This is a genomic window from Streptomyces sp. GLSS-08 (genome assembly GCF_056387915.1).
Window position 1 is genome coordinate 164,973 of record NZ_JBWJAQ010000010.1, and the last position, 12,549, is coordinate 177,521.

Consider the following 12,549-nt stretch of genomic DNA (forward strand, 5'->3'; position numbering starts at 1 on the left):
CCGGTGCACCGCTTCGACCCGCGCGGAGAGGTGAACCGGGCCCTGCTGGTCGGCGTGTCCGTGTACGACTCCACGCGGCCGAAGGACCCGCACGGCGTCCCCGGTGACCTCGCCGCCGTGGAGCACAACCTCGCCCTGCTGGAAGGTGCGCTGCTGCGGGGCGAGGTGTTCCGCAAGGGCGAGGTCGTCATCTCCGGGTCGCCGTACCTGGACGCCTTCAGCGAGGCGCTGCGCACCGCCGCCGACGAGGCCGAGGGGCTGCTCCTCTTCTACTTCGCCGGTCACGGAGCCGTGCCCAGCGCGGGCGACGAGCTCTGGCTGCAGATGCGCAACGCGCGCGTCGTCCCCGGCAGCCGGGCCGTGTTCCCGGGCGCCGACCCCTTCTCCAGCGTCCTGACCGTGCTCGCCACCAGCCGGGCCCGGCACGTGGTCGTCGTCCTGGACTGCTGCAACGCCGGCAACGCCGCACAGGTCTGCGAGGCGCTCGCGGACCGGCGCCGCTTCTCGGTGCTGATGAGCACGCAGGCCAACAACCGGATCGACGCCGGGGACGACGCGACGCCCACGCCGTTCACCTCCGAGCTGGTGCGGATGCTGGAGGAGGGGAGTGCCGGACGGGACGGCGAGGTCACGTTCCTGGACCTGGCGGAGACGCTCACCGCGCACATGTCCGCCCATTACACGACGTTGCGCAACGAACCGTGGGAGCCGCAGCGCTGGGGCGACACCGACATCGTCCTGGCCGGTGCGGCCCCGGCCCCCGTGCCCGTCGATGCCGTCCCGGTGCCCCCAAAGCAGCCGTCGCGGGAACCCTCGAAGGATGACGAACGGCCTCGGACGCCTCCCGCGCAGCTCGACGAGCCCGGGAAGGAGCGGGGACCACGGCCGCCGCGGCCCGCGGTGGTGCTCCCGCCGCGGGAACAGGAGACGCCCCCGGACCATGCTCCGCCCGGGGCGAAGCAGCAGGCCGGGGGAGCCGGGTCGCGACCGCGCACGTTCGCCCTGCTCCGGTCCCGGGCCCGCCGGACACCGTCCGCGGGCTGGGCGGGCCGGCTGCTGCTCTGGTCGCGGAGCAAACCCCGCCGGGTCGTGGTCGCGGCCGCGGTCGTCCTCACGGGCGCGGGCGCGTGCGGCTACGCCCTGCTCTGGGGCACCGGCCCCGACCAGTCGTCCTGCGGCCCGACCCTCGAACTGCGCCTCCTCACCGACCCGGACCTCGAGCCCACCGTGCGCAGAGCCACACAGGCGTATCTCACCTCACCGGCCAACACGACGTCCGCAGGCTGCCGGCGCAGCGGGATCACGGTGTACGGCGCCGGTGCCGCCGACGCCGTGACGGGCTTCCACGACCAGTCCGACCCCTGGCAGCGCCCCGTCAGCGACGAACTGAACCCGCAGCGCGACATCGGTCCCCAGCCCGACATCTGGATCCCCGCGACGTCCGCGAGCGCGGCGCGGGCCCAGCCGGTCGAACCGCCGCGCAAGTACGTGACACTGGAACCGGACAGCGAGCCGTTCGCGTACTCCCCGATGGTGCTGTCCGTCCCGCAGAACATCGCCGAGGAGTCGTTGCGGGACAGGACCGGGCGACCGCTCGCCACCCTGCGGAAGAAGCTCCTCCGGCGGCAGCGGGACGCCGACGTACGGCGCACCGACCCCGAGTACACGGACTCCGCGCTGCTGGCCAGCGTCGGTCTCTACGGCTCCGGCACCGACGTGAGCCGCGCCGAAGGAACCGTGGCGCAGCCGGGACCGCCCGCGCCGGCGGGCGCGGATCTGCTGTGCGCGCTGCCGGACCACCGGGACGTCGACAAGCGCACCGCCGCGCTCGTGCCCGAGTTCCTGATGGTGAGCGGACTCGGCTGCGACGGGCCGACGCGCACCCCGCGGCTGGCCGAGTACCCCACGGACGTACCGCCCCTGGACCCCACGTTCGTCCGCGTGCGCTGGGAGAACGCCGCACGCGACCGGGCCGCACGGGACGACGCCGTCCGGCGCTTCCACGACTGGCTGGTCGGCGGCACCACCGAGGACGGCCCGGGCGGACTCGACGTCTTCGGCGAGGACGGCTTCCGCGCCGTGTCCGGCGGGGACTTCCTCGGGCCCCGCGGCAACGACACCGGAACGCTCGCCCGCCCCACCCCGCTCCCGGCGCCCGCCCGCGGTGACGCGCTGACGACGGCCCTCGAGCAGTACCGCAACGCCAACGGTCCCGGACGGGTCCTGTTCCTGCTCGACAGCTCCGGCTCGATGGGCGACCTGTGGGAGGGCGCCGGCGGGGCCCCCGGCATCCTCAAGCAGTCGCTGGGCGGACTGGGCGGGCGGGACGAGTACGGGGTATGGGCCGTCGCCTCGCGCGGGAGCAGCCCGTACGACGTCCTCCTGCCCTTCCGCCGCCACTCGCGCGCGGACGCGGAGCGGACCATCGACCGCGAGGCCGCGGTCCAGGACGCCGAGGCCGACCCGTACGCAGCGCTGACGGCGGCCCTCGACTACATGGCGGGGCGCGGCCGGGACGACGAGCGCCCCCAGCTGATCGTCTACGTCACCGACGACGAGGACAACGACCGGCTCACCGCGGGCAAGGACTCGGGCAGGCTCCTCGCGTCGGCCGAGGACCAGGGGGTCCCGGTGGTGATGGCGGCGCTGGACAGCGGCGGCTGCGACCGGGACAAGCCCGACGCCCGCATCTCGGAGGCGAGCGGCGGCCGCTGCCTCGACACCAGGGCCGATCTCGTCGCGGGCCTGCGTGACGAGGTGGCGCGGACGGGGACGGGGGACGAATGAGGCGACCGTGGACGCGTGGGCGGGCCTGGGTGCTCGCCGTTCTCCTCACGGCGTGCGCCGCCTGCACCGGCGGCGGTGCCTCCGAGCAGTCCGGAGCGGGCGTCACACCCGGAACCGCGGGCGACATCGTCGTGGCCAGCGGGCGGGACGTGACCGGCCAGGGCGGCGTCCGGCAGCAGCTCATCGACACCTGGAACGCACAGCAGGACCGGCACCACACGGGCCGCCGTGCCCGCCTGGTGGAACTCCCGGGCTCCGCCGACGAACAGCGCAGCCAGCTCCTCGGCGCGCTCCAGTCCGACAGTGCGCAGTACGACGTGGTGAACCTGGACGTGACCTGGGTCCCCGAGTTCGCCGAAGCGGGCCTGATCCGCTCGCTGCCGGCGGAGCTGGTCGACGACCACGACGTGATCAAGTCCGTGGCCAGCACCGCGCGTTGGGACGGCAAGGTGTACGCGGTCCCGTTCAACAGCGACGTCGGGCTGCTCTACTACCGCCGCGACCACCTGGACCGGGCGGGCGTCCAGAACACCGACCTGAGCAAAGGGCTCGACCGGGGACAGCTGCAGGAGCTGATCGAAACCCTCGGCGAGCAGACCGGGAAGGACCGGCCCAGGGGCTACGAGAGAGGCTGGACCGCACAGTTCGGAGCCTACGAGGGGCGCACGGTCAACGGGATCGAGGCGTTCGCCTCCGTCCCCGGCGGCGTCACCCTCACCGACACCGAGGGCCGCTACACCGCTACCGTGGCGGACCTGGAGAAGGGCCTCGCTGAACTGCGCAACCGCACCCAGTCCTCGTACCTCCTCAAGGACGCCCTGCGCTCCGACGAGGCCGCATCGCTCACCGACTTCGCGAACGGCCGGACGGCGTTCCTGCGCCACTGGCCCTACGCGTACCAGAGCCTTCACCAGTCCCTGCCCGGGGCGCGGCTCGGAGTGACGACCCTGCCCGGCAGGGCGGTGCTCGGCGGCCAGAACCTCGCCGTCACCCGCTCCTCCGCACAGCGGGACGCGGCGAGCGACCTGATCGGGTTCCTGACGAGCCGGGAGAGTGAACGCTGCCTGCTGGACGCGGGGTTCGCGGCGACGCGGGTGTCCGCGTACCGGAACGACGACGTCAGGTGCCGGTCGGCGAAACCGTCCGGCGGGGCGACCGGTGGCGCGAGCCCCTCGCCGTCCGGCGAGAGCGCCGACCGGATGCCGCGCGACGGCCAGGGCCGCCCCAGGTACGCCCGCGGAATCCTGCTGCCGGCCCTCACCCGAGCCGTGCAGCGCCCTCGCACCCCGCTCTACGGCGCCTTCACCCAGACCTTCACCACCGAACTCGGCAGGTTGTTCACCGCCGACCCTCCGAGCGACAGCGAACTCGCCGCACACTTGGACAAGGCGCTCCGGGGCGTCCTGCCGGACGGGTGACCGCACCCGCCGCCGCGAAGGCCCCGCACCGTGGCGGCGCTCCGACCGGACCCGGAATACCGGTGGGAATCCCGTCGTTCCAGCAGAAATGAGCACTCCCTCCGAGGACGGCACTCCGTCCGCCGCCGAGCCGGGCCCGGTTCACGAGCGGCTGATGGCCGAGCGCGCGGGCACGTTCGCCCGGATCGCGGCCCTGGAGCGGGACTTCGACGCGATCGTGGAGGCGAACGCGCTGGTCGCGGTCGACGACGAGCACGACCCGGAGGGGTCCAGCACGGCGTTCGAGCGGGCGCACGTGGCATCCCTGCTGTCCCGTGCCCGGCAGTACCTGGAGGAGCTGGACGGCGCGCTGGAGCGTCTGGAGAACGGCGCCTACGGCTCGTGCGACACGTGCGGTGAGGTGATCCCGGCGGAGCGGCTGGAGGTGCGGCCCGCGGCGCGTACCTGTGTCAGGTGCGCCTCCGTCCGTCACCGCTGAGCGGGGCGGGGCAGCCCCGGGCCGCCGGTCCCGCTGAGCGGGGCGGCCGGCCCGCGCCGTACTGCCGACCCCGCGGCCGGCTCAGCGTGCGGAGGCCCGTCACGGGCGGGGTGGCAGGTGGCCGGGGATCTGGAGGGCGGGCGCGGCTCCCGGATCCAGGCCGAGCCGGTCCCACAGGGTGTCGCCGAGGAACCAGTGGTGGTGGGTGAGCATGGTCAGGTGGTGACGGGCCTGCGCGTCGCCCCGGACCTTGGCGAGGGCCTGGTCCGGGGTCAGCGGCGGGCGGGGCGGGAGGCCGAGGCGGTCGAGGACGAGAGCGATCAGCTCGGCGACGGCCAGCGGGGTCGGATGGTTGGCGTGCTGCGCGCCGGTGACATCGCGGTCGGTGAGAGCGGCGGCGACGGCGGCCCGGGCGAGGTCGGCGGCGTTGACCGCGGAGTGCAGGGCGGGGGTGTCCACGGCCGCCCCCAGGTACCGCAGGAGCCAGGTCAGGCCGGGCACGACCTGGCGGTCCCCGGTGCCGTAGACGAGGTGCGGGCGCAGGACGGTGCCGCCGGCGGCCAGGACGTGGCGCTCGGCGGCGGCACGCGTGTGACTGGCGGCCGATTCCGGGGCCGGGCGCAGATCCGCGACACTCGCCCGGTGGAAGCTGCCGTGGCCGTACACGGCGGCGGTGCTCACGTACACGACGCGGCGTACGCCGTGGCGCTCCGCGTCCTCGACCAGGGCCCGGGTGCCGACATCGTTGACCGCGTGCAGCGTGGACGCGTCCGCGTCGATGGCGGAGGCGCAGTGGACGACCGCGTCGACGCCCGCGCACAGTCCGCGCAAGGAGTCGGGGTCGCCCAGGTCGGCGGTCACCGTGTCCACCCGTGCGCCCGTCGCCGGCCGCTCGGCGGTGCGCGTGAGGATTCGAAGCCGGACGTGCGGTTTTTTGAGGGCGGCGGCGGTGATGTGCTGTCCGATGAACCCGCGCGGGCCGGTGATGAGGAGGGTGGACGGCATCGGGACTCCTTGAAGGCGGCTTGAACTGGTTGCTTACCGTGTTGCCCGACGTGCGGAGGGTGGCGGGAGTGGTCCGGAGACGGCGTCGGAGTTGCTGGACATCCGGTACCGAAGGGAGTAGTGGCTTGTGAAAATACGGACTACCTGGTTTTGTTTGTGTAAAGGAAGGCAGTAGAACACCCATGGTTGTACTGGCGTCGTCCCGCGCGGACGCCGCGGATGGTTGTACACAAGTGAACTTCGGGAGGTCTGGTGGCGCGTCAGGAGCGTGCGGTCCGTACGAAGCTGGCGATTCTGAACGCCGCGGCGGCGGTGTTCGACGAACGCGGCTACGAGGCTGCCACGATCGGTGAGGTGCTGGCCCGGGCCGGCGTCACCAAGGGAGCCCTGTACTTCCACTTCCCCTCCAAGCAGGCGTTGGCGGAAGGCGTGCTGGGACAGCAGTTCGCCGCGGTGTCCGTCGTACCGCAGGCTTCCCGGCTTCAGGAGTTCGTGGACACGGGCCTGCTGGTGGCCTATCAGATGCGCCGCGACCCGATGGTGAGCGCGGTGGCGAGGCTGTCGCTGGAACAGGACATGCGGGCCCAGTTCGGCACGGCGGCCCTGACGCAGTGGATCGACGCGTGCCGGTATCTCCTGCAGGAGGCCAAGAGACAGGGGGAGTTGCTGCCGCACGTCGACCCGGAGGAGAGTGCCTGGCTGTTCTCGGCGGCGTGGACCGGGGTGCAGGTGTACTCGCAGATCCTCGCTGGTCGCGAGGATCTGGAGACCCGCGTGGTGACGCTGTTCGAGCACCTGCTGCCCTCGATCGCCGTGCCCGCGGTGCTGGGCAGGCTGGTCATCACGGCCGAGCGCGCCGGCGAACTGGGCGCCGCGAGCATCCGTACCCCCGAGGAGGCCGAGGCCTCAGCAGCGCGGCAGAAGGACGAGGGCCCCGTGGGCGCCACGGTCTGATCCGCCAGGACCGCCGGCACCGGCCTGTCCGGGATGCGCCACCCGGACTGCCGAAACGGACCGGGCATGCGGAAAAAAGCACTGCCCGGACCCCGCCACCCCGCACCACCTCCCGTCACCGGCCACCCCGGCACGGCGGCACCGCTCGCGCGGTCCCCCGGCCGGTCGGGTAGGCAGGAGGGGTGACGAACGATCCGAGTGACTCCTTCGTGCGCGTGCGGGGCGCCTGCGAGCACAACCTGAGGAACGTGGACGTCGACCTCCCCCGGGACGCGATGGTCGCCTTCACCGGTGTCTCCGGCTCGGGCAAGTCCTCCCTCGCCTTCGGCACGCTCTACGCCGAGGCACAGCGCAGATACTTCGAATCCGTGGCACCGTACGCCCGCCGGCTGCTGCAGCAGGCCGGCGCACCCCACGTCCGGGAGATCACCGGGCTGCCGCCCGCCGTGGCGCTCCAGCAGCGCCGAGGGACTCCCGGCTCACGGTCGACGGTCGGCACCCTCACCACGCTGTCCAACCTGCTGCGGATGCTGTACTCGCGCGCCGGAACCCATCCGCCCGGCGCACCCCGGCTGGCCGCGGAGGCGTTCTCGCCCAACACCCCCGCCGGTGCCTGCCCGCGTTGCCACGGGCTGGGCGTCGTCCACGACGTCGCCGAGGACCTCCTCGTACCTGACCCCTCGCTGAGCATCCGCGACGGGGCGATCGCGGCCTGGCCGGGTGCCTGGCAGGGCGCCAATCTGCGCAGCATCGTGAGCGGCCTGGGCATCGACGTCGACCGGCCGTGGCGCAGGCTCGGGAAGAAGGACCGGGACTGGCTGCTCTACACCGACGAGCAGCCCTCCGTGCTGATCGAGCCGGAGCCCGGCCGCGTCGACCACGGCTACCACGGAAAGTTCTGGAGCGCCCGCGCACACGTCATGCACGTCCTCGCCGACTCCAGGAGCGAGCGGATGCGGGAGCGGGCCATGCGGTTCGTGCGCGGCGTGCCGTGTCCGGAGTGCGAAGGCAGCGGGCTACGGCCGGAGGCGCTGGCGGTCACCTTCGCGGGCCGCACCGTCGCCGAGGTGAACGCGCTGCCGCTCGCCGGGTTGGTGACGCTGCTGCGGCCCGTCGCGGGACTGTCCGGCACCGGGACCGCCACGGGGAGCGTCCCGCCCGCGGAGCGGACCGAGGCTGCGATCCGGATCTGCGCCGACGTGGTGACGCGCCTGGAGGTGCTGCTCGGCCTCGGCCTGGGATACCTGAGTCTCGGGCGCCGGTCGACGACGCTCTCTCCGGGAGAGGCACAGCGACTGCGGATCGCCACCCAGCTGCGCTCCGGACTCTTCGGAGTCGTCTACGTGCTCGACGAGCCGTCCGCGGGGCTGCACCCGGCGGACGCGGAACCCCTGCTGGACGTCCTGGACCGTTTGAAGGCCGCGGGCAACTCGCTGTTCGTGGTGGAGCACGACATGGACGTCGTACGACGTGCGGACTGGGTCGTCGACATCGGCCCCGGTGCGGGCGAGGGCGGCGGCCGGGTGCTGTACAGCGGGCCGGTGGCCGGCCTGGAGCGGGTGAGGGAGTCGGCCACCGCCCGTCACCTGTTCGGCCGTGCCGAACCGTGCGCTCGCCGCCCCCGCAAACCGTCCGGGCGACTGCGCCTGGACGGGGTGTCCCGGCACAACCTGCGCGACATGTCCGTCGAGGTGCCGCTGGGCGTGCTGACAGCGGTGACCGGGGTGTCGGGATCCGGCAAGTCGACGCTGGTGACCCAGGTCCTCGCCGAAGTCGTACGCGCGCATCTCGGACTCGCAACCGACGACCTCGACGAGACGGGGCCCGAGGTCGAGGTGCGGGACGCCTCGGGCCTCGACGCCTTCGACCGGCTGGTGCGGGTCGACCAGCGGCCCATCGGGCGCACTCCCCGGTCCAACCTGGCGACCTACACGGGGATGTTCGACGCGGTGCGCAAGCTGTACGCCGCGACGGACGAGGCATTGGCGCGCGGCTACCAGGCCGGCCGGTTCTCCTTCAACGTCCCCGAGGGGCGGTGCGAGACCTGCCAGGGGGAAGGGTTCGTCGCCGTCGAACTGCTCTTCCTGCCCGGGACGTACGCGCCGTGCCCGGCCTGCGACGGCGCGCGGTACGACGCGGAGACGCTCGAGGTGACCTACCGCGGGAAGAACATCGCGGACGTCCTGGCGATGTCCGTGGACGAGGCCGCTCCGTTCCTCGCCGGGGTCCCGGCGGCCACGCGAAGCCTGGAGACGCTCCGGGAGGTGGGGCTCGGATACCTGCGGCTGGGCCAGCCCGCCACGGAACTCAGCGGTGGTGAGGCCCAGCGCATCAAGCTGGCCACGGAGCTGCAGCGCGCCCGGCGCGGCCACGCCCTCTATCTGCTCGACGAACCGACGGCGGGACTGCACCCGGCGGACGTCGCTCTGCTGCTGCGGCAACTGCACCGCCTCGTGGACGCCGGCAACACCGTCGTCCTGGTGGAACACGACCTGGACGCCATCGCCACCGCGGACTGGGTCATCGATCTCGGGCCGGGCGGCGGGGACGCGGGCGGACGGGTGGTGGCCACCGGAACTCCCGCCGTAGTGGCGAGATCCCGGCGCAGTGCCACCGCGCCCTACCTGGCGTCGAGACTGTCGCGCTCATGAGCGGCGGCCGACACCAGCACTTCGGCCGCCGGCGCCGGGACTTCCCGGCCGGCGCGGGGTCCGTCGTCATCGCCGGTGCCGCCGGCGGTCGCCACCGGCGGCACCCGTCCGGCCGAGGTCAGTGCCGCCCGCGCAGCTTGCCCAGAAGCCGCTGTGCCTGGGCCCGGCGGCGCGGGTCGGCGGAGGCGCGGCGGACCTGCTCGGCGGTGCGCCGGCCCTGCGGGCTCTTCGCGAACTGCTTGATCTTCTCCATCATGCCTGGCACGACGTTCCTCCTGTGGCGGGGTCCTTGCAGCGGATGCGTGCACTGCCCGTGTACCCCACTGACGCGGGGTAACCGGATTCTGGTCCATTCCCCGACCCGTACGGCCGATACCGCGTCGGCGGACCGTGGTCCCGTCCGCCCAGGCCGCGGAGCGGCGTCAGCGCGACGTCGTCGGCCGGCGTGAACGTCCGCGCCGGTGGAACGGGCTGCTTCGTGATCCCCGATGCCTTTCCTCCACGCTTCTTTTACATGCGGAGGTGGTTCCCGCCGAAAACGGACTGTGCGCGCATTTCGGCTCGCGGATGCGCGGGATCCCCCATAGCGAAGCCGGGCCGCCTGTTTGTCTCGGCCGTGCAGGATTCGCATCGATCATGAAACGTGCCATCTCGAAGACGGGCGGAGCCTCAAATCCGCCACTGGTTCAGCCGTGCCCGAGAGCGACTCCACAGGAGCGGAAAGGTCGCGTATGGGTGTTTGGTGCCCCCCTGGGCCGTCGTCCTCCGTGTCGGCGAAACGTCCGTAGGTGGAATTCGGCGGTGCCCCCTTATCCTCCCGGTATTCCGGCTTCCTGTGTGCGGATCCGGTGAATTTACCGTAAGGGGGAGTGGTGTGCGCGCTATTCGCTACGGCTCCGGAGGAAATCCCGCGGGCAGGAAACCCTTGCGGGAATACTGCTCGTCGAGTAACTAGATGACCTATGAATCTGTTCACCCGCAGCGCCTCACCGCGCCGCACGATCTCCCCGGCCCCGCACGAACGCGCGGCGGTCGTGTCGGCGTCCGGCTCCGCCGTCCGCCCGGACCCCCGCCTGGCGGCTCTGACGGGGGAGTGGGTCATCGACCCCGCGCACAGCCGGATCGGCTTCTCCGTCCGGCACGCCATGGTGACCACGGTGCGGGGATCCTTCACCGAGTACCAGAGCCGCATGTACTTCGACGGGCGGAACCCCGAGCGCTCGCGGGCCGAGATCGTGCTGTTCACCGCGAGTGTCGACAGCGGTGTGGAACAACGTGACGCCCACCTGGTCGGCCGCGACTTCCTGGACGCCAGGACCTATCCGCGCATGGCCTTCACCAGTACGTCCGTGGAGCTCGCCGGCCCGGACGTCTACCGCATGACCGGCGACCTCACGATCAAGGACGTCACGCGTCCCGTCGTCCTCGAACTCACCTACATCGGGCACGTCGTCGACCCGTTCGGCTACGAACGGGCCGGCTTCGACGGCACCACCACCATCAACCGCTCCGACTGGGGACTGACGTACAACACGAGGCTGGCGGAGGGCGGCGCCATGGTGAGCGAGAAGGTGCGTCTGCAGTTCGACATCGCCGCCATCCGCACCACCCCCGTCGGCTGACCGGACCGGACCGGCCCGGCCCGCCACCCTGCGGCCGTCGGCGAGGCCGTGTGGACCGGACCGCGTCAGCCGGCGACGGCTGACGCGGTCCGTGGCGCCTCCGGCTCCCTGTCAGGCCTCCACGGTGGCCTGGTCCGGCGTCGCGGCACCGGCCCGGCCGCCCGCTTCCGGGGCGCGGACGGCCGGGATGAGGGCGGCGATCACGGCGGCGACCAGGGCGACGCCGCCGCCGATCAGCAGAGCGGTACGGAAACCGTCCTCCGACGTGAAGCTGTAGCCGCCCATGGGGGTGGTGAGCTGGGAGAGGACGACACCGATCACCGCGGCTCCGATCGACGTGCCGAGCGAGCGCATGAGGGTGTTGAAGCCGTTGGCGGCGGCGGTCTCCGACAGCGGCACCGCGCTCATGATCAGCGCGGGCATCGAACCATAGGCGAGGCCGACGCCGCTGTTGATGACCATGCACACCAGCATCAGACCCCAGGCGGAACCCAGCAGGGCCAGTGACAGGCCATAGCCCGCGGCGATGACCAGCACCCCGCAGATCAGGGTGAACTTGGGGCCGCGGGCGTCGGTGAGCTTTCCGCCGAGCGGCGAGACGAACATCATCATGATGCCGCCGGGGGCCATCCACAGACCGGCCGCGAGCATCGACTGGCCCAGACCGTAGCCGGTGGCCTCGGGGAACTGCAGCAACTGGGGGATGACCAGCATGCTGGCGTACATCCCGAAACCGACGAAGACCGAAGCGACGTTGGTGAACAGCACGCGGGGGCGGGCGGTGGTGCGCAGATCGACCAGCGGGTCCCGGGTGCGCAGCTCCCACACGCCCCACGCACCCAGCACCACGACGGCGGCGACGAACAGGCCCAGCGTCGTAGCCGAACCCCAGCCCCAGTCGGCGCCCTTGGACACCGCGAGCAGCAGGCAGACCAGGCCCACGGCCAGGCCGAGCGCTCCGGGCGCGTCGAACCGCTGGCCCTTCGCGCCGGCCGGCACGTCGGGAATCAGGAACCAGATCAGTACGGCGATCGCCGCGGCCAGGACGGCACAGGCCCAGAACAGCACCCGCCAGCTCGCGTACTGCGCGACCGCCGCGGCGATGGGCAGGCCGAGGCCGCCGCCGATGCCCATCGATGCGCTGACCAGCGCGATCGAAGAGCTGAGCCTCTCGGCGGGGACGACGTCTCGCAGCAGGGCGATGCCCAGCGGCACCATGCCCATGCCCATGCCCTGAAGGCCGCGCCCGACGATCATCGGGACGACGGAGGACGCGAGCGCGCACACCACCGAACCCGCGACCAGCGGTATGGAGCACGCCAGGAGCATGCGGCGCTTGCCGAGCAGATCCCCCAGGCGGCCGGAGACCGGCACGCACACGGCGGCCGCGAGCAGGGTGACCGTGATCACCCACGCCGAGTTGGACGGGGAAGTGTGCAGGATCTTCGGCAGTTCCGCGATGAGCGGGGTGACCAAGGTCTGCGTGATCGCTGCCACGATGCCGGCGAAGGCGAGCGTGGCGACCACGCCTCCTGTGCGCGCTGACGGCTGGGGGGCGCCCATGGCGGGACTCCTGAGTGAGGTGCTTGTCGGACGGGAATGTGCATCGTACATGTCGTATGTATCCAACACGT

General features: G+C 72.3%; 9 protein-coding genes. 6 read left to right on the forward strand and 3 right to left on the reverse strand.

The window, feature by feature from the left end; all coding sequences use genetic code 11:
- Positions 1–3: 3 nt before the first annotated feature.
- The 3 genes from AC0ZLC_RS19725 (at position 4) to AC0ZLC_RS19735 (ending at position 4,683) form a co-directional block, all read left to right on the forward strand.
- Positions 4–2,787, forward strand: a complete 2,784-nt coding sequence (locus AC0ZLC_RS19725; protein ID WP_476753281.1) for a caspase family protein — start codon at positions 4–6, stop codon at positions 2,785–2,787.
- On the forward strand, positions 2,784–4,205 hold the full coding sequence (locus AC0ZLC_RS19730) for an extracellular solute-binding protein (RefSeq protein ID WP_476753282.1): 1,422 nt from the start codon (positions 2,784–2,786) through the stop codon (positions 4,203–4,205). The genes AC0ZLC_RS19725 and AC0ZLC_RS19730 overlap by 4 nt, the downstream gene beginning before the upstream one ends.
- A gap of 88 nt (positions 4,206–4,293) precedes the next feature.
- Complete coding sequence (locus AC0ZLC_RS19735; protein WP_476753283.1) at positions 4,294–4,683, forward strand: TraR/DksA family transcriptional regulator; 390 nt, start codon at positions 4,294–4,296, stop codon at positions 4,681–4,683.
- 99 nt (positions 4,684–4,782) lie between these two features.
- Here AC0ZLC_RS19735 and AC0ZLC_RS19740 read toward each other — a convergent pair whose 3' ends face one another.
- Entirely contained in the window at positions 4,783–5,688 is a 906-nt protein-coding gene (locus tag AC0ZLC_RS19740; RefSeq protein ID WP_476753284.1) for an NAD-dependent epimerase/dehydratase family protein, read from the reverse strand.
- A 252-nt stretch (positions 5,689–5,940) separates the two neighbouring features.
- On the opposite strand from AC0ZLC_RS19740, the gene AC0ZLC_RS19745 reads away from it, so the two are divergent.
- Together AC0ZLC_RS19745 and uvrA are read left to right on the forward strand one after the other, a co-directional pair.
- Positions 5,941–6,642 carry a ScbR family autoregulator-binding transcription factor gene (locus AC0ZLC_RS19745; RefSeq protein WP_476753285.1) on the forward strand — a complete coding sequence of 234 codons (702 nt, stop codon included), beginning with the start codon at positions 5,941–5,943 and terminating at the stop codon, positions 6,640–6,642.
- Positions 6,643–6,824: 182 nt separating this feature from the next.
- Positions 6,825–9,293, forward strand: a complete 2,469-nt coding sequence (gene uvrA / locus AC0ZLC_RS19750) for an excinuclease ABC subunit UvrA (RefSeq protein ID WP_476753286.1) — start codon at positions 6,825–6,827, stop codon at positions 9,291–9,293.
- Between the two features lie 118 nt (positions 9,294–9,411).
- Here uvrA and AC0ZLC_RS19755 read toward each other — a convergent pair whose 3' ends face one another.
- The gene (locus tag AC0ZLC_RS19755) at positions 9,412–9,558 is read right to left on the reverse strand and encodes a hypothetical protein (RefSeq protein WP_476753404.1); all 147 of its coding nucleotides are present in this window, start codon (positions 9,556–9,558) and stop codon (positions 9,412–9,414) included.
- A gap of 697 nt (positions 9,559–10,255) precedes the next feature.
- Here AC0ZLC_RS19755 and AC0ZLC_RS19760 point away from each other — a divergent pair.
- Positions 10,256–10,915: a YceI family protein gene (locus AC0ZLC_RS19760; protein ID WP_476753287.1), complete on the forward strand. Its 660-nt coding sequence runs from the start codon at positions 10,256–10,258 to the stop codon at positions 10,913–10,915.
- Between the two features lie 111 nt (positions 10,916–11,026).
- Here AC0ZLC_RS19760 and AC0ZLC_RS19765 read toward each other — a convergent pair whose 3' ends face one another.
- Complete coding sequence (locus tag AC0ZLC_RS19765) at positions 11,027–12,478, reverse strand: MFS transporter (RefSeq protein WP_476753288.1); 1,452 nt, start codon at positions 12,476–12,478, stop codon at positions 11,027–11,029.
- Positions 12,479–12,549: the final 71 nt, after the last annotated feature.